Origin of the sequence: Bacillus sp. AFS031507 (assembly GCF_002584635.1) — a bacterium.
Taxonomy (GTDB): Bacteria; Bacillota; Bacilli; order Bacillales; family Cytobacillaceae; genus Neobacillus.
This window is the reverse complement of sequence record NZ_NUOW01000002.1, coordinates 140,837-159,760: the sequence shown is the minus strand read 5'-3', so window position 1 is coordinate 159,760 and position 18,924 is coordinate 140,837. Positions and strand designations below refer to the sequence as shown.

16 protein-coding genes and 1 riboswitch are annotated in these 18,924 nt (G+C 37.7%); of the genes, 8 read left to right on the top strand and 8 right to left on the bottom strand.

Features of this window, described 5'->3' with window-relative positions:
- Positions 1–25: 25 nt before the first annotated feature.
- The 8 genes from COE25_RS02630 to COE25_RS02595 all read right to left on the bottom strand — a co-directional run bounded on the left by COE25_RS02630 (position 26) and on the right by COE25_RS02595 (position 10,571).
- A complete protein-coding gene (locus COE25_RS02630) occupies positions 26–589 on the bottom strand; it encodes an NAD(P)/FAD-dependent oxidoreductase (protein ID WP_088089431.1) in 564 nt (187 codons plus the stop codon).
- 98 nt (positions 590–687) lie between these two features.
- Positions 688–921, bottom strand: coding sequence for a hypothetical protein (locus COE25_RS02625; RefSeq protein WP_098930783.1), 234 nt, complete (start codon positions 919–921; stop codon positions 688–690).
- A 122-nt stretch (positions 922–1,043) separates the two neighbouring features.
- Entirely contained in the window at positions 1,044–2,252 is a 1,209-nt protein-coding gene (locus tag COE25_RS02620; protein ID WP_098930781.1) for an MFS transporter, read from the bottom strand.
- A 14-nt stretch (positions 2,253–2,266) separates the two neighbouring features.
- Entirely contained in the window at positions 2,267–2,680 is a 414-nt protein-coding gene (locus tag COE25_RS02615; RefSeq protein ID WP_088089423.1) for a MarR family winged helix-turn-helix transcriptional regulator, read from the bottom strand.
- Positions 2,681–2,976: 296 nt separating this feature from the next.
- A complete protein-coding gene (gene metH, locus COE25_RS02610) occupies positions 2,977–6,426 on the bottom strand; it encodes a methionine synthase (protein ID WP_098930779.1) in 3,450 nt (1,149 codons plus the stop codon).
- Complete coding sequence (locus COE25_RS02605) at positions 6,404–8,269, bottom strand: bifunctional homocysteine S-methyltransferase/methylenetetrahydrofolate reductase (RefSeq protein ID WP_088089420.1); 1,866 nt, start codon at positions 8,267–8,269, stop codon at positions 6,404–6,406. Before COE25_RS02605 ends, metH begins: the two co-directional genes overlap by 23 nt.
- On the bottom strand, positions 8,266–9,459 hold the full coding sequence (metC, locus tag COE25_RS02600; protein ID WP_098930777.1) for a cystathionine beta-lyase: 1,194 nt from the start codon (positions 9,457–9,459) through the stop codon (positions 8,266–8,268). Before metC ends, COE25_RS02605 begins: the two co-directional genes overlap by 4 nt.
- Entirely contained in the window at positions 9,459–10,571 is a 1,113-nt protein-coding gene (locus COE25_RS02595) for a methionine biosynthesis PLP-dependent protein (RefSeq protein WP_088089418.1), read from the bottom strand. The genes metC and COE25_RS02595 overlap by 1 nt, the downstream gene beginning before the upstream one ends.
- A gap of 93 nt (positions 10,572–10,664) precedes the next feature.
- Positions 10,665–10,781: riboswitch (SAM riboswitch) on the bottom strand.
- 209 nt (positions 10,782–10,990) lie between these two features.
- Between COE25_RS02595 and COE25_RS02590 the strand changes: the two genes are divergently transcribed.
- The 8 genes from COE25_RS02590 (at position 10,991) to COE25_RS02555 (ending at position 18,915) form a co-directional block, all read left to right on the top strand.
- A complete protein-coding gene (locus tag COE25_RS02590; protein ID WP_098930775.1) occupies positions 10,991–11,329 on the top strand; it encodes a helix-turn-helix domain-containing protein in 339 nt (112 codons plus the stop codon).
- A gap of 36 nt (positions 11,330–11,365) precedes the next feature.
- The gene (locus tag COE25_RS02585; RefSeq protein ID WP_098930773.1) at positions 11,366–12,352 is read left to right on the top strand and encodes an NAD-dependent epimerase/dehydratase family protein; all 987 of its coding nucleotides are present in this window, start codon (positions 11,366–11,368) and stop codon (positions 12,350–12,352) included.
- 164 nt (positions 12,353–12,516) lie between these two features.
- A complete protein-coding gene (locus tag COE25_RS02580) occupies positions 12,517–13,512 on the top strand; it encodes a glycoside hydrolase family protein (RefSeq protein ID WP_088089415.1) in 996 nt (331 codons plus the stop codon).
- A gap of 162 nt (positions 13,513–13,674) precedes the next feature.
- Complete coding sequence (locus tag COE25_RS02575; protein ID WP_088089414.1) at positions 13,675–14,418, top strand: YveK family protein; 744 nt, start codon at positions 13,675–13,677, stop codon at positions 14,416–14,418.
- Entirely contained in the window at positions 14,411–15,055 is a 645-nt protein-coding gene (locus COE25_RS02570) for a CpsD/CapB family tyrosine-protein kinase (protein WP_179195940.1), read from the top strand. Before COE25_RS02575 ends, COE25_RS02570 begins: the two co-directional genes overlap by 8 nt.
- 57 nt (positions 15,056–15,112) lie before the next feature.
- The gene (locus COE25_RS02565) at positions 15,113–16,570 is read left to right on the top strand and encodes an oligosaccharide flippase family protein (RefSeq protein WP_088089412.1); all 1,458 of its coding nucleotides are present in this window, start codon (positions 15,113–15,115) and stop codon (positions 16,568–16,570) included.
- 1 nt (position 16,571) lies between these two features.
- Complete coding sequence (locus COE25_RS02560) at positions 16,572–17,837, top strand: O-antigen ligase family protein (protein ID WP_088089411.1); 1,266 nt, start codon at positions 16,572–16,574, stop codon at positions 17,835–17,837.
- Between the two features lie 25 nt (positions 17,838–17,862).
- Positions 17,863–18,915, top strand: coding sequence for a glycosyltransferase (locus COE25_RS02555; protein WP_098930771.1), 1,053 nt, complete (start codon positions 17,863–17,865; stop codon positions 18,913–18,915).
- Positions 18,916–18,924: the final 9 nt, after the last annotated feature.

The window sequence follows — 18,924 nt, the reverse complement described above, 5'->3', positions numbered from 1 at the left end:
GGCTTCCCCCTTTATGTACCCTTTTTTAAGCTTTTAAAACATCATGGTCAACATAACGTTCCCCGTTTATTTCACTAATAACATTAATCGCCACCTTGGCACCGTCGCCAGCAGTAATAATGGTATGCATACTCACACCGGCAACAGTTCCTGCTGCCCAAATGCCGTCAATATTTGTTTTTCCAGCAGCATCCACGTCAAAAATAGTCTTGATTCTTGGCTCTGTACCTGGCTTTGTTTGTAATCCCGCTGTTTCAGCTAGATCAACAGACATACCAGTGGCAAGGATAACATGTTTAGCCTCATATTCCCCTTGATCGCTTTCAACTATAAAACCGCTTTCAGTTTTACTGATATTTGAAACCGTAGCTTGGACAATTTCTGCACCGAATTTGCTGGCTTGTTTCTTACCAGTTTCAACTAGGTCAGGTCCAGTAATTTCTGCAACACCATAATGGTTCTCAATCCAAGCACGCTTGGTCACACTTTTATCATTATCAATAACCAATGTTTTCTTACCAGCTTTGGCTGTAAATAGGGCTGCACTTGCTCCTGTAGGCCCAGCACCAACAATTAGAACGTCAATCATATCAATAACCTCCATTTTTTTAAAAAATTAAAGCTAGATTAAGCTTAGCGTAATTAGAAACTTATGTAAAATGAACTGCCCGTCCGAGAAAATTTTTCTTAATAGCAGCCCATTAAAGAACGATTAGTGCTGGCAGCAAAATAAAAAGAACCATCATTTCCTGCTTCGGATTGATGGTTCTTGTGTTTGAATTGATATAAATGATCCTTTTTGGTCTTTGTTATCCTTGATCTCATGTCGTTAAAAACAAAGGGGCTTCGCTTTTCGACTGGATTCATTCGGCCTTCACGGGTCAGCTTTTCGCGTAATTTTTTGGCTTTAGATTTTGCCACAACAATCACTCCTCTAATCATTGTTAGAGTTCCATTATATAACAATAAATATAGAATAGTACACTACTCCTTTCAAAAATGGGTGCGAAATTTACCCATTTTTGAAAGGGAAATTGCAAGTATTAAGAGTTAACGTTATTTAACTCTGTTTTATGCTCCTTAAACGCTGCTTGTTTCCGCGTATGAAGAAAGTAATAAAGAACAATACCCAAAAGAATATAGAATGAACATAAGAAGTAGAGCGAACTATAATCCATTTTTGCGGCCGCTAAGCCTAAAAGAAACGAGCCTAATGCAATACCAATATCATAGATTGATAGGAAAGTAGCTGTAGCTAACCCTCGTTTTCTAGGCGCAGCATCTTGAATGGCGATGGTCTGGAAGGTTGGAAAAAGTGTCCCCCAGCCTAAACCAATCATTCCTGCTGAAAGGAGAAAGCTGACCGCGCTGCCGCTTTGACTTAAAATAAACATCCCAATGGCAAACAATACGATGGATGGATAGACAATCACATTGGGACCATGCTGGTCTAACCATTTTCCAGTAAAAGGTCTTGAAATCAATAAAACAATCGCATAGACGACAAAGAAAAGACTAGAAATCTCGGTAAGGTGTATTTCAGTGGCAAATACAGATACGAAAGAAAGAAGCGCTGAATAAACGATGGCAAGAAAGCAGCCGACAATTGCGATAGGAATGGCGGAAACCTCGAAAAAGCTTCGAAATGAAAACGCAGAATGGACGACCATGTGGTCTGCTTGCCCCATTTCTTTAACCTTTACGCTTAAACCTGTAATCAGGGCCCCAATCGCGACAATGACACTAACGATAAACAGGGTTTTTGCTCCCCATTGTTGAATGGCCGTTAAGCCGATAAATGGCCCTAGCACCATCGCCATATTCGTCGACATAATAAAATAGCCCATGCCTTCACCACGGCGTGAATTCGGGATGAGATCTGCCACGATTGCCCCTGCAGCGGTTGTTGCCATGCCAAAACCAATTCCGTGTAATAACCGAATGAAAAGAAAACCAATGATTGTTTTTGGAAAAAAGTATAACAGGGAGGCGCCTGAGAAAATTATCAGTGCGGTAAGCAGCACCTTTTTGTGACCAGCTTTTTCAAGCCATTGACCAGCCAGAGGACGGGAGATAATCGCAGAAAATAAAAAGACCGTTGTCATTAACCCCGCTTCTGATGCATTGCTATGGAACTCCTGTATCGCATAAATAGGAAGTGTGACGAGTAAAACATAAAAGGTTAAAAATAGAAAGAAGTTACTTAAAGAAATACTTATAAAACTTTTCGTCCATAATTTAGGTTTATTCATATGATCCGCTCCTTTTATAAAAGCTGTTGCAACCAGCTTTTTTGCAAATTTAAAAGCTCTTCCTGTGATGTTTCTGGGAAATGCTTCAATATTGACTGATTCGTTTCAAAGACTCTTCTTTCCCATTCGGGGAACATCTTTAATGCTACATCTGTTAATTGAATCAGTTTCTCACGTTTGTCTTTACCGGGGACCTGACGTACGTATCCTTGTTTAACAAGCCGTTGAATGGTACGGGTCATTGGAGGTGCCTCAACAAATAAGTAATCACAAAGTTCTTTTTGGCTTAAAGAGCCTTTGGTTTTTAAAACAAAAATGACAGACCATTGTGACCCGTATAACCCTAATGGTTTTAATGCTTCATTGAGTGTATTGGTAAGATGGCGTGATAGCTGATGCAGCGTATGGAATAATTCATGGCTATTCATTTATGTAGGTCACCTCAAAAATTGCTAATTAGTTACCTAGGTAACTATAGTAGATTTGTTGGAAAATGTCAAGAAAGGTTCACAGATTTAAGGTTGTAAATCCGGTTCGCGGAATAAAATACAAAGTATTCGGAATCATGTTTTGGTTGGCGGAAATCCACACACATTGGCGGAATCCCAAACAAGTTTGGCGGAATTCAATCTCCTTTTGGCGGAATAACGACAAGAGGTGATCACGGTAAAAGAAAAATTCCGCGGAATGACGAACTTATTCCGCGGAATCTCATAAAAAATCTTTATCTTAACACATTAAAATACCTAGCTTCCGGATGAGCGAATACGATTGCTGAAACCGAAGCTTCTGGCTCCATCATACAGCCCTCTGTTAACTGAATGCCAATTTCCTCCGGTTGAATCAACTTAAACAGTTTTTTCTGATCCTCTAATTCAGGACAAGCAGGGTAGCCGAACGAAAAACGCTGACCTGGATATTTGGCCGCAAATCGGTCTTGCATGCTGAAATCAAGCGGATCCGGGAAGCCCCAACGGTCACGCATTTGACGGTGAATTAATTCAGCGAAGCCTTCCGCCGTTTCAAGTGCCAATGATTGAAGTGCATGGCACTCCAAAAAGCGTCCTTCCGCTTTAAATTGTTCTGCCTTTTCACGAATTCCTCTACCAGCCGTGACGGTGAAGAAGCCGACATAGTCCTTTTCACCGCTATCAACTGACTTTAGAAAATCAGCTAAGCAAAGACCTGGTGCTGATTCCTGACGTGGGAAGTCGAAGGTTTCCAAAATTTGATCCTGATTTTCAGGATGATAAATAATGACCTTATTCCCATCGGATTGTGCTGGGAAAAATTGATAAACAGCGGCAGGCGTAATCCAATTGTTTGCACTAGCATTTGCTAGTAATTGATCCACGACTTCTTTTACCTTAACAGCCTTTTCATCCTTCTCAGCTAGTAACTTCGCAATTTTCCCTTTTACACCGAGATGGTGGCCAATCAACATTTGCATATTGATATAGGGCTCGATATGTGAAAGTGAATACGATCTAAGGATGTGCCTCTTTGTGTCCATTGGTGTAAAGACGGGAACCTGGGTCGATACAGCCGGTTTCGGTTTTACAGCAACAGATACAGTCGAGGGGCGCTCAAACTCCCTAGGAATAGCTAAAGAGGCTAATTTTTCATTTTTCGCAAGCATTAATTTCTGAACTTCCTCTTCCGAATTCAATTGATTCGCAAGGGCTAAACCATTCATTGCATCCTTTGCATAAAGGACAAGGCCGTCATATTCTTTGGCAATCTTCGTATCTGTGAATTTCCGAGAAAGAGCTGCACCGCCAACGAGGATAGGTACGGCAATACCGGAATCCTTCATATCCTGAGCTGTTAACACCATTTGCTGGGCAGATTTGACCAGCAAACCCGATAAACCAACCATGTCTGGTTTTTCTCTAAGAATGGCTTGAACCAAGTCAGTTGGATTCACCTTAATCCCAAGGTCGATTACTTCATAGCCATTATTGCTGAGAATAATATCGACGAGGTTTTTACCGATATCATGAACATCGCCTTTTACTGTAGCTAAAATGATTTTCCCTTTTGTAGCAGAAACATCGCCTTTTTCCATATGAGGTTCTAAATGCGAAACGGCTGCTTTCATTACTTCAGCACTCTGGAGCACCTCAGCAACGATGAGCTGGTTGTCGTTAAAGAGGCGGCCAACCTCTTTCATCCCATCCATTAATGGTCCATTAATAATATCAAGCGGGGCAGGATACGTTTCAAGCGCTAGATCTAGATCCGGCAGCAAGCCTTCTTTTGTACCTTCAACCACATAATAGGCGAGTCTCTCTTCTAAGGTCATATTTGGAACGGTTGTTTTCGGTTCTTTCTTTTTGCCACGGTAAAATTCAGTGAATGTAGCGAGCGACTCATCTGTTGTATCAAACAAGAGGGCCTCCGCTAATTGAACTTCTTCTTTTGAAATAGATGCAAACCGTTCTAGTTTTTCTGTATTAACAATAGCATAATCAAGTCCAGCCTGGGTGCAGTGGTAAAGGAAGACAGAGTTTAGAATTTCTCTACCGACAGGAGGGAGCCCGAAGGAGACATTACTAATTCCAAGAATCGTTTGTACTTCTGGGAACTGCTCCTTAATTAACCTGATGCCTTCAACCGTTGCCTTGGCGGAACCAATATATTGTTCATCACCCGTACCAACTGGAAAAACAAGCGGATCAAAAATGAGATCCTGTGGCTTCAGGTGATATTTGTTCACTAATATATCATAAGAGCGTTTAGCTATGGCTAGCTTTTGCTGTGCAGTTACTCCCATGCCTTCCTCATCAATGGTTCCAACGACGATCGCAGCACCATAGCGATGGATTAATGGGACAACTGCTTCAAATCGTTCCTCACCATCTTCAAGGTTAATGGAATTGATAATCGCTTTTCCTTGTGAATATTTAAGGGCTCTTTCGATGACCTTTTCGTCGGTTGAATCGATCACTAGGGGAGCTTTTACTTTCTTAACCACTTCTTTAATAAAGTTTTCCATATCAACGATTTCTTCACGGTCAGGGTCGGCTAGGCAAAGATCAATGACATGCGCGCCGCCTTTGACTTGGGCTCGAGCAATCTCTGATGCTTCCTCAAATTTCCCCTCGGTAATTAACCGTTTGAATTTTCGTGAGCCAATTACATTCGTCCGTTCGCCGACCATGATGGGTCTTAACGTTGGATCGTCATAGATGAATGGTTCAATCCCGGAAACCATATGAACTGAGGTTTGTTTAAATTCTCTTGGTTGGTAGGCTTTCATCGCATCGGCAATCGCCTTAATATGGTCTGGAGTCGTCCCACAACAGCCACCGACAATATTAAGCCAGCCATGTGCGGCAAAATCAGACAGCTTTTTGGCTAAAGTCTCTGGTGTTTCATGATAATGACCTTCTTCATCAGGCAAACCTGCATTTGGATAACAGCTGACTGCTGTCGATGCTAGATTTGCTAATGAGCGGACATGATCCTGCATAAATTCTGGCCCAGTTGCACAGTTAAGTCCCACAGCAACGGGATTCATATGTTCAACGGAAATAAAAAACGATTCAATTGACTGCCCTGCGAGCGTTGTACCCATTGGCTCGATCGTCCCTGAAATAAACAGCGGCAGCGTTTTGCCGGTTTTTTCAAACGCCCTTTCGATACCAACATAGCCCGCTTTTACATTCAACATATCCTGACTCGTTTCAAGAAGCAGTAAATCGACACCGCCATCAATTAGGCCGATGGCTTGTTCCTCGTATGCGGCTGCAAGTGCATCAAAAGTAGTTCCACCTGTTACACTTAAGGTTTTTGTTGTTGGGCCCATTGAGCCTGCCACATAACGCGGCCATTCATCAGTTGAAACTTTGTAAGCTTCTTTCACAGCAAGAAAGGCAGCTATTTTATTAATTTCATAGGCTTTAAAACCAAGTTCATATTCATCGAGAACCAGGCTTGCCGCCCCAAATGTATTGGTTTCAATGATATCTGCTCCAGCCTCTAAGTATTCACGATGAATATTAGCAATGACGGATGGAGCGGTTAAATTCAAGTGCTCGTTACATCCTTCATACTGCTCGCCGCCAAAATCTTCCGCTGTAAGATTTGCTTCCTGGATCATGGTACCCATTGCCCCGTCCATCACGAGGATTCGTTTTTTGAGTTGTTCAGTAAATGGTGTTTTCGGCATAGGTGCTCCTCCTCAATTCACTAGCACGCTGACGGGTATATAACGCCAATTCAGCAGTTAATTCATAACGTAAAAATGGTGTAATCAAATAAATACCGTTAAATAAATCTAAGGCTGCATCGATTAGTGACTTAGTAATGGCAATTCCTTCTCGGGCAGCTTGAAGCGGTTGATCATTTAGTTGGGCCATCCGCTGGCGGATTGAATCGGCAATCTTAATACCAGGTACCTCATTATGGAGGAACTCAGCGTTCTTGCTGCTAATTAGTGGCATTAAGCCAATATAGATTGGTGCATCAAGATGCTTTGTATGTTCATAAACTTCGAGTAATTTTTCCTCAGAAAAAACCGGTTGGGAAATAAAGTAATCTGCCCCATAATGAACTTTTTTCTCAAGTCTCTTCACTGCTTTCTCCAGTGAGCGGACATTGGGATTAAAGGCTGCCGCAATGCTAAAGTCTGTCTTTTGCCCCAGATCTTTCCCTGAAAAAGACAATCCTTCATTCAACTGCTTAATCATTTGAATAAGTTCAAAGGAGGACACATCGTAAACAGATGATGCACCTGGAAAATCTCCTACTCTTGCAGGATCACCAGTAATAGCAAGAACATCATTCATCCCAAGCGTATGCAGACCCATTAAATGCGATTGCAATCCGATAATATTGCGGTCACGGCACGCAATATGAATGAGCGGACGCATTCCTAAGTCCTGTTTCACTAAATAGCCCAGCGATTCGTTGGAAATTCGGACCGTTGCTAGTGAATTATCAGCTAGGGTAATCGAATCGATTCCCGCTTCTTTTAAGGCTTTAGCTCCTTGGAAAAACTTTGTTGTATCTAGTTTTCTAGGAGGATCTAATTCAACTATAACCGATGGTCTCTCTTTCACAATATCCTGTAGGGGAGTGTATTCCCTTTTAGAAGAATGAGATTCAACGATTATCTTCTTTGGTTTTAATTTTACTATTTTTTCAGTGACTGGAACACTGTTTTTTAGTTCAGAAGCATATGCTCTAATATGGTCAGGAGTGGTTCCGCAGCATCCGCCAAGTAACCGTACACCTTGGTTACGGAAAGCTTTTGCTGAATTTCGGAAATAATCGGCATCTCCTTCATAATGAAACTTTCCGTCCGTATAGGCAGGGAGACTGGCATTTGGGTAGGCAGATAGAAAAGCATGTGCTGGTAATTCAATCTGTTCTAACGCTAATAGCATATGATGGGGGCCAAGACGGCAATTTAGCCCGACCACATCGGCTCCCAGGCCTTCAAGTCTTTTTAAGGCGTCATTGACAGGAGTTCGATCCTGCATAAGCCCGGGCTCTTGATGGGAGACCTGCGCAATAATCGGCAGCTTTGTTTCCTTTCTAGCAATCGTTAGAACGGTTTCAAGCTCTTCAAAATCGTAAAAGGTTTCAAGCAATAAGCCATCCACTCCTTCAAGAAGGAGACAATATAATTGTTCCCGGAAGCTTCGCTTTAATTCTTCTATAGAAATGGAATCCGGCTTAATTCCTCGATTTCCACCAATAGTTCCAAGGACGTACGTATCGTTTTGGGCAGCTGCCTTTTTGGCAATAGAGACGGCTGCACTGTTAATTTCCTTTACAGAATCCTCCAAACCATACCTCTGCAGCTTTAAATAGTTTGCCGCATAAGTATTAGTCTGAATCACGTCAGCACCTGCATCAATATAGGCTTTATGGATAGTTTGGATGTGTCCGGGCTGGGAAAGATTCAGTTCCTCCAAACAACTGTCCTTACCAAAGGAATACAATAGAGTACCCATTGCTCCATCAGCAATTAAGATTTGATTTTTTAATTTATCTAAAAAACTCATGATGATTCTCCTTGATGTAATACCAATTGTGTTTTGCGAACTTGCTCTAGTGCTTGTGAAAAATCCTTCATTAAATCATCAGGATTTTCAAGTCCGACCGATAATCGAACCAGACTATTTGTAATCCCGCGCTTCTCTCGCTCTTCTTGAGGCATGGCTGCATGGGACATTTTTGCTGGATAGGAAAGAATCGATTCTACCGCTCCGAGACTGACAGCAAATACAGGAATTTTTACATTGGCAAGAAAGGTGCGAAGTGCATCTTCATTAGCTAATTCAAACGATAAGACCGCTCCTGGACCAGCTGCTTGCGTTTTCTGAATTTGATATTGTGGGTGACTTTCCAACCCTGGGTAATGAACCTTTTCAACAAGCGGATGAGCATCTAAAAATTCCGCTAGTTTAATAGCCGATTTTTGTGATTGTTCCAGTCGGACGTGCAGCGTTTTGATCCCTCTTAAAACGAGCCATGCATCTTGAACACCCAAAATCGCCCCAAACCCATTTTGCAAGAAACCTAATCTTTTCGCCAAGTTTTCGTCTTTGACGACAGCAAGTCCGGCAACGACATCACTATGACCCGATAAAAATTTCGTCGCGCTATGGAGCACGACATCGGCACCTAACTCCAATGGACGTTGGTGGGAGGGGGTAAGGAAGGTGTTATCGACAAATGTTAACGCGCCCGTCTCCTTAGCTAAATTGCTAATTGCCTTAATGTCAGTCACTTTCATTAATGGATTCGATGGAGTTTCCACATAGAACGCTTTTGTATTTGCCTGAATGGCTTGTTTTACTTCATTTAAATTCGTCATATCGACGAAGGTATGTTCAATTCCGAGCCGCGTGAGGACCTCTGTGACCATCCGAAATGTACCGCCGTAAACATCTTCCGTAATGACAATATGATCACCTGCAGATAACAGGAGAAATGCCGTCGAAATGGCGGCCATACCAGATGAGAAGGCAAAGCCTTTTAACCCGCCTTCAAGTTCAGCAATGACATCTTCTAGTGCTTCCCTTGTCGGATTTAAACTGCGGCCATAATCGTACTTGCCAAACTGATCGAAATCAGATTGGTGAAAAGTGGATGCATGCTGTATGGGTACACTAACCGCTCCTGTTGTAGGATCAATTTTGTGCTTATTATGAAGGAGCCTGGTTTCAAATGTGTATTCTTCGTGTGCCATTATGCAATCACTCCTTCTTGAACATGGGCAAAAGCTTTTTCCAAATCTTCAATTATGTCTTGTGAATCCTCAAGTCCAACGGAGAAACGCAATAAACGATTGCAGACACCGGATTGAATTCGGATTTCTTCTGGAATATCCGCATGGGTTTGCGTTGCTGGATAAGTGATAAAGCTTTCCGTTCCACCTAAACTTTCCGCGAAGCTGATTAGATTTAAGCCTTGTAGAAATGGATTAACCCAAGCTTCATCCTTGATTCTAAAGGAAACCATTCCGCCCCGTCCCGGATAGAGGACATCTGTGACAGCATCATGCTGGGAAAGAAATTCGACGATATTCTTAGCATTTTTTTCATGTCTTTCCATTCGAAGTGATAATGTTTTCATACCGCGCATTAATAACCAGGAATCGAATGGGCTCAGAACAGCCCCGGCACCATTATGATGGAAAGCCAATGCTTCACAAAGCTCTTTTCCTTTAGCGACAATAAGCCCGGCTAGAACATCATTATGACCGCCTAGGTATTTCGTCGCGCTGTGGATAACAATATCAGCTCCAAGGGTAATCGGCTGTTGTAAAAGTGGGGTATAGAAAGTGTTGTCCACAATTAACAAAAGTCCATGTTCCTTGGCAATTTTTGAAACAGCGGCAATATCTGATTCCTGCATAAGTGGATTGGTTGGTGTCTCAAGGAAGATGGCCTTTGTTTGCGGCGTAATTTTTTTTTCAATCTCTTCCGGACAACAGGTATTAACATATTGACTCTTCAAGCCCCATTTTTGATAGCCTTTTTCTAATAAACGGTAGGTACCGCCATATAAATCCTCACTGACCAGCCATTCATCTCCAGATTGGAATAAAGAAAGAATCGTTAAGATTGCTGCCATACCAGAGCTGCAGGCAAATCCTTGATCCCCGCACTCTAAATCAGCAATTGTTTTTTCTAGGAGCTGACGCGTTGGGTTTCCTGTGCGGGTATAGTCGAACCCAGTGGATTGCCCGATACCTTCATGACGAAAGGCTGTTGAAAAGTATACAGGTGGGTTAACGGTTCCAGTTGTTGTCTCACTGCGGTTTCCTATTTGGGCAAGTTTCGTTTCAATTTTGTACATGATGACCACTCCTTGTGTAGTAAATATAATAAATAAAAAAAGCCTTCTTTTTATAAGAAGAAGGCTTTTGTAAGTACGACCAAAAAGTCATTCTTCTTATCTTGCAAATTAACGACTAATTTGCAGGACTTAGCACCTTTTCAATGAGTGTAGCCATTGATGGTTGCTGAGGTGTCTTCGGGCCATTCCCTCAACCTCTCTTGATAAGAAAATTAATATTTAGATTATTTATAAAATTTACTACAACTTAGCGGTGGTGTCAATTTATTTTATTAAAAATGAGTTAATGGTTAAGTATTGTTCGTAATAAAGCACTTACCAAAAGTATAAAGTGATTATTATCGTTCTTTACAGAGAACTAATTGTTTACTATAATGATATTTAAGAGAGGAGTGAAAATTTATTTTAGGAGGCACATTATGTTAGGAAATATAATTCAAAAATTAAGGAAAGAAAAAAACCTTACCTTATCTCAATTAGCTGAGAAAACATCTATCTCAAAATCTTACTTAAGTCAAATCGAAAGGAATATCCAGAGTAACCCTTCAATTGAAATTTTGGGGAAAATAGCCAAAGTACTAGATGTAGACATACAAACACTTTTAAGCCAAGATACCGCAAAATCTGATACAAATGATAATGGTAAAGGGAATGTAAAAAATTGGAAGATTTTTATAAATATTGCACTAGAATCTGGATTGATAAATGAGAAAGACTTAATTGAGTTAAGAAACGCCCTACAAAAAGGCAAAAAATAGTTATAACAATTAGACAAAATATATAGAGGTGAAAATATGAGGGTCCTTGTAACTGGTGGTTATGGCTTTATAGGTTCCTTTGTTGCTGAAAGATTTTTTAAGGAAGGTGATGAAGTCTACATTATTGATAACCTTTCTACAGGAAATAAGGATAATGTGAAGTTCAATCATAAATTTTATCAATTAAACGTAGAAGACCAAATGTGTGAGGGGGTATTCCAATCTAATCGATTTGATGTAGTTATTCATCTGGCAGCACAAGTAAATGTCGGAACATCAATGGTGAACCCATACCTAGATTCTCAATCAAACATCCTAGGATTGACAAATATACTTCAATTATCACACAAATATGGAGTGAAAAAAGTAGTATTTGCTTCTTCAGCAGCCGTTTATGGTCTTAATGATGATATTTCATTGAAAGAAGATGCTTTATGTGATCCTCTATCACTATACGGAATCAATAAATGGGTAGGGGAACTATATTGCAAAAAGTGGACTGAAATGTTTGGTGTTGATACACTTTGTTACCGCTTTTCAAATGTCTTTGGTCCTAAGCAAGGAACAGTCGGTGAAGGTGGAGTCATTTCCATTTTTATTAACAATGTTTTAGAACAAGAGCCCCTGCAGGTTTTTGGGGACGGAGAGCAAACTAGGGACTTTATATATGTAGAAGATGTTGCCTATGCCATTTATCGCGGCGTCGAATATGATCTCAAAGGGGTTTATAATTTATCAACTAATACAGAGACAAGTGTGAACGATTTTATTTATACTCTCGGAAATTTGGAAGATATAAAAGAAGTAATCTATAAAGAGCCAAAGCAAGGTGATATCAAATTTTCTAGGTTGGAAAATACAAAGATTAAACAGGACCTGGATTGGGAACCACTTCATAATTTTCAGGCTGGGTTAGAAAAAACTTATGATTGGTTTAAAAATAATCGGAGTAAAAAAGGACAACAACAGTCGGTTAAAATCAAAATGAATTACGAAAATCAGAACATTCATACAACATCTTGAAAATTTAGTTATTGTTGCACAAGCCAATTTTGTAAGATGTTATTGGAAAATGTTGTTCACAAGCATAATTACCTATTTATGGGATGATATTGTTGATTTGTTCATTATAGTGAACTATAATTGATTATATAAAGAATAACTTAAGGGATTGTAAGGAGATAATTATGATTAGAAGGAGTACAACTATATATATTTCAGCCATTTTTCTTATTGTTGGCCTTCTTTTTTTATTTAAAAATGAGCATCAAGTCGCTACAAGGACTGGCACTGGCCAAAACGAATATGTGAATGTGGATGAATTTGGAGCTATCGGTGATGATTTGAAAGACGATTCACGATCCATTCAAGAAGCAATAAATTACAGCCATGAAACAAAAATTGGAAAAGTAAAGTTACTTGGAAATAAGAGTTATATTCTAAAGAAAGGATTAGTTTTAAAAGAGGGTGTTGAATTGGAATTTGGTCAAAATACTAGGTTAAGAATAGAAGGGAACTTTCAAGCAATTAATGTGAAAAAAAATGCGTCAATATCAAATGGAGTTCTTGAAATAATAGATGCTAACTTTGATTCAGATGTTATTTACTTAGACGGTATTCATAAATTTTGGTCATGGGATAGAACTCAAATCAAAAATGTTACACTCTTAAACACCAGCGGCTCACATAGGGGTACAGGTCTTCATCTTTATGCAGGTGGCCCAGGTCAATTCATTTGTTTTGTTAATTTTACTGATATTAGAATTGCAGGATTTCATACCGGTGTTAAATTGGAAGCTGAAAAACCGAAAGATAGTAATAAATATAGCTTTATTAACGGCAATCGATTTATTAATCTAACCTTGGATGACTGTATAAGCTGTATTGATATTAATAGCTCGATGAGTGTTCCAAATGAAAGTTCTGGTAATGATTTTAGTGGACTTCAAATTCAAGTCTCTAAATATACTAAAGAAGTAATAACAGTAAGTGGCTCTGATAATAAATTTGAAGGTTTAATATGGGACGCTCATATAGTAAAGGGCAATAATCCAATAATAGAATTTTCAAAAGAGTCTATGAGAAATAGTTTATATACGAATATAGGGTCAAACTATATTAAGGATAAAGGAGTACATAATTATTATTCTACTCCAGAAGAAGACGCGCTGAATTCAAAGTAGAATCCAACACTTTTTTGTTAATTTGCACCTTTGTGTTCGTTATAAAGAGTAATTAGAGGGATGAATGTATTGCTAACGATGGAGCGAGATGTTTCAGTTCTCTCATGATTGATTCATATGGTAAAAACTGAGTAATAAATATATTAGTTTTTGGAGGTCACCATGGACGAAAGAATAGATCTAAAAAAGTTCCTTCGCATTATTAGAAAGAGAATAGTAACCATCATTCTTACAGTAATATGTGTATCTCTTTTGACTGTTGGTTTATCCCTATTTTTATTAAAGCCAACCTATGAAGCTACTGAAAATATCCTAATTGGCAAACTTACAAAGGAAGAAGGTAATTATAGTGATACACAAGAACTTAGTATGCTGCTTGCTTCAACAATTGATTTCATAAAGAGTCCAATCGTGCTAAATTCTGTTAAAAAAGAGCTTAATATAAATGATGACGAATTAGAGAAAAAGATAGTTGTACAAAATAATAGAAATTCACAAATTATCAATGTAGTAGTAAGGGATCATGATTTGGAAAGTACTAAGAAGCTTGCACATACCATAGCTAAAACATCGGTCAATAAAATGTATGAGCTGTTTAATGTTAAGGATATAAAGCTATTAAGTGATACAGATGGAGATCCATCGATTAAGATCGTTGGAAGTTTGTCTTTAAACGTCGCAATTGGTGCAATGATTGGAATTTTCCTTGGTGTTGGCCTTGCAATGTTTAGAGAGTATTGGGACGATTCGATTAAAGATGTAAAAGAGATTGAAGGTATTGTAGGTTTACCAGTATTAGGACAAATAAATTTAAAAAATAGCAAAAGAAAATTTATGAATAAAAACAAAAGGAAGCAACAGTCAGCCGTCTTAAATGATAATAAGAGGGGGCAAATCAGTGTATAAGAAAAGGGATGAAACAAAAAAAATAATGCAAAGGCTTCAGCTTAATGAAGATTTAATCAGTACTGAACAAATCCGAATGATTCGTACGAATATAGATCAAGTATCTATTAGTGATTCGGTATTATTAATGGTAACATCGCCACGTAATGAGGAACAAAAATCTATTATCTCTTCTAAATTAGCAATTGCTTTTGTTGAGCAAGGTAAAAAGGTACTACTTGTTGATGCCAATTTACGGAAACCTTCATTAAACAGTTTGTTTCAGATAAAAAATGAGAATGGATTAACAAATGTGATTTTGGATGAAGAAAACATCCAACTTTATATCAAAGAAACGTTTGTCCCAGGACTATTCGTTTTACCAACTGGTCCTATTCCTTTAAATCCATCAGAAATATGGATAGCAAGTAAAGTAAAGGAATTTGTTAGAAACTGTGTGTCGGAGTTTGATGTGGTAATCATTGATGCCCCACCTTTTTTAATAGCATCAGATTCTCATATTCTAGCAAATCAATGTGATGGTGTTATTTTAGTGCTAACAGAAAATAAAACGAAGAAAGAAGATGTACTTCTAACAAAAGATTACTTGGATAGAAAAAACAATAGAATTGTAGGAGTTATTTATCAAACAGGATAATTACTAGGGGGAAAACTTCTTTAATCAGGTGTTTGTTAATATAAGGTGGCTATTTTTATGGAGAAATTAAAGAAAAATTCTATTGCAAAAAATATTACTCATCTGTTTTATAGTACAGCACTATCTAGTGTATTAAATGCTACGGCACTAATCATTTTAGCCAATTATTTAAAGTCGTATGATTATGGGATGTTTAGTGTTGTGTTAGCATTTGCAATGATTATGGGATATTTTACAGATGCTGGACTAAGTACCATTGTCTTAAGAGAAGGATCTAAAAAGGATATGGATCTATCCATCCTAATCTCTTCATATGTGAAAATGAGAATGGTTTTACTTGTAGCAACATTTATCTGTGGATTTGTCGTAATTCATATTTCAAACTCAGGGAATAAAGAGTTAATACAAACAGCGTATTATTTAATTATTCCGATGGTTTTAGGAATTGCCCTACAAAGTATCGGTACAACGTTTTTTCAAATGATTGAGAAAATGCAGTATAACGGGATGATACGAATTATTTCTTCTGTTTGTTTAGTTCTGACCCTAACAGTAGGGATTCACTTTAGCCTTAAGCCATTGATTATTACCACTTTATATGGTCTGTCTTATTTTGCCGGAGGTGTGTTTGGGGTCTATCTAGTAAGTCGAAATGTTAACATTCGATTGAAAGGTAAATTCCATAAAGGACTTTTACAAAATCTAGGGTCATTTACTTTAGGTGGATTGCTTTTTGTAATGCTTCCGCATTTAGGACCCCTAGTGCTTGAAAAGACCATAACTCTAGAAGAAGTTGCATTATTTGCAGTAGCTTATCGAATTCCCCAGGCATTACAGCAAATTCCATTTATTATTGCGGGAGCTTATTACCCAGTACTATTCAGAGCCTTTAATAATAATCTATTAGACGATCACTTAAGATACAACATAACGCTTATCAAGATCATGACATTAGTAGGAATGGCGATGACAATTCCTTTTTACTATATGTCAAATGTTGTAATAGATTTACTGTTTGGTGATAAGTGGATTCATGCATCATTTCCACTGAAAATTTTATCCTTAATGCTTACCTTACAGGCAATTAATATTGCATTAGCAGACGGTTTAACGACAAAGGGATTACAGTCTCTTCGTACCATTGTTCAATCGATTGCAGTAATTTCAGGAGTCTTTCTTTACTTGTTTTTAAGCAGGTTATTTGGTGTAACTGGAGCAGCATTCGCAGGTGTAATGATTGAAGGAATTGCCCTATTAGGATTTTGGATTTACAATCCCAATCGTTGGATTATTGCCAAAAAGGCAATATATCCATACTTATCATTTTTTATCATTTGTTTAGGTGGTATTGAATTTTTTCTAGATTCCCATCCATTTTTAGCTGTTGTATTTAACTTCCTTCTATTAACCTTAGTACTTTTTATAGATAAAGAATTTAAGAATATAATTTATGAGTTTATTAAAGTACGTGGAATAGGTTATAAATGGAAGACCAAGAAATCCCAGGGGGTATAAGATGGACGATAATATAGCTCCAAGTTCTCAAAAATATAGCTTCACAATCTTCTTTCTCTTTTTACTGGTAACTCTTGCAAATTACTATATTTATGTTGGGTTTGCCATAAAACCGTATTTGGTCTTCTCTATTTTATATTTATTCATCCATATCGGCTCATTTTACTTCTATAGGCTTCACTTGTTTGAAGTAGCGATGTTGTTATTTTATTTGATGTATAGCTTTACTGGAGCATTTTCATTATATCCAGCCTCCAGTATTAGAATTTTCATAGGGATAGTTCTATATATTTCTTGTTATTTTATTATTAAATCCATTATTGCAAGATCAAAAAATTTGGTGGTCGAAAGGGCGATTTCAGATGTAGGACTTTTTTTTAATTTAGCTAGCCTAGTCCTCTATTTTATCGGATTAAAAAGTGTGGGCTTTATTTTCGAGGGCGACAGAATATATGAATTCGGAGTCATGTTAGATCGGGATTACCCCCGATTAATCGGGTTGGTACAGGATCCTAACTTTTTTGTTCTGTATAATACTCTATTTTTTTGTTATTACTTATGCAATTCTAATTCTTTAAAAAACAAAATTGGTTTAACCCTTTGTATTATTACGAATTTATTGACTTTTTCAAGAGGCGGGCTTTTAATAATGGCTTTTATCTTCTTTATTTATATTTTGAATGATAATCCATTAAAACGATTAAAATTGCTAGTTGGTATCGTAGCTGCTTTATCGGTTAGTTTGTATATTGCAATCGTTCATTTGAAATTCGATATATATGGGATTTTAGAATCGAGAATTGAAGACATGTCCTCGGATGGTGGAAGCGGGAGGTTAGAATTGTGGGGAAGGGCCTGGGATTTTTTTGCTTCACACAAATATGTTGGAATTGGAGCATTTAACTTTCCTGCTTACAATTCATTTCAATTTGGAGATACACTTCAAGTTCATAATACATTTTTAGAGATATTATCAGAATCCGGTTTATTAGGAATTTCCTGCTTTTGCTTATTTATCATTTTAGTGTTTGTTCAATTAATACAAAGTAGAACACATAAAAATAAACCCTATCTATTCTTTACATTTATCGGGTTTATACTTCAAATGGGTTTCCTTTCGGTGATTATTAACGATATATTTTTTTTGTATTTAGCGATATTATCTACCTATTTGCATAATGAGAAGCAGGTATTACGAACTGAAGCGAAGAAGACAGATCCTCTCCCTGTCTTAACTTCCCATAAACAAAGAATAAAGTTGAATTAAAGTTTTAAAGGAGGTGATGCAAAGCATGAACATTTTAGTCATTACGGATAAGCTGATTTTTGGCGGAGCAGAAATGTATTTTTGTAAATTGGAGAATCAATTACAGGACCCTAACATAAATTTTCACTTTGCTGCCGGTTCAGGAGAGCTGTACGAGAAAATCAAACATAAAAATAACTTTAGTGAAATAAGTAGAACTAAGCATGTGCTTAACATAAAAAAGCTGAAAGAGATATTGATTGATAAACAAATAGACCTAATTCACGCGAATAGTTTGAGGATGGTTCTGTATTGTATATTTATTAAAAAGTTGACTAAAAAAAACTTCAAGATTGTTTATACCAAGCATAATGTAACTGTTCTTGAGGAGAAAAGTCGATTTTTGTTCTCATATTTATTAAATAAATATGTAGAAAGAATCATCACAGTAAGTGACTTTGAAAAATTTAACCTTGTGAAGGCCGGAATAAAGCCTAACAAAATTACAACAGTTTACAATGGCGTTGATTTAAAACAGTTTGTTTTCCATGGAAAAGAAAAAGGGGAATTTTTCAATGTTGGTATATTAGCAAGATTATCAGAAGAAAAAAATCATGAGCTATTTATTAATATTGCAAACAAGCTTCGAGACATTCCGAATCTCATGTTTTATATTGCAGGAGATGGTCCAGAATACCAAAAATTAAACAACTTAATTCGCTCACAAAATCTTTCTCATAAGGTAAAGATGGTGGGTATCGTTCATAATCCTGAGGAATTTATTAAAAGTATGAATCTCTTACTTTTAACGTCCTATAGAGAAGTATTTCCAATGGTTATTTTAGAAGCTATGGCAGTTGGTACCCCTATCATATCCATTAATCGAGGTGGAATTAAGGAAGCTATTATTGAAAATAAAACGGGTTTTCTCATAAATAATCATTCAGTAGATGACTTCTGTAAGAAAATTTTATATATAGAATCTGAAGAACAGGTTCTGAATCAATGTATTGTAAATGCCCGTAGGAAAGTAGAAGAGGATTTTTCTCTAGATCAAATGGTTTGTAATACTTTACAGGAGTACTGGAAATGTAACTAATCTAAATTA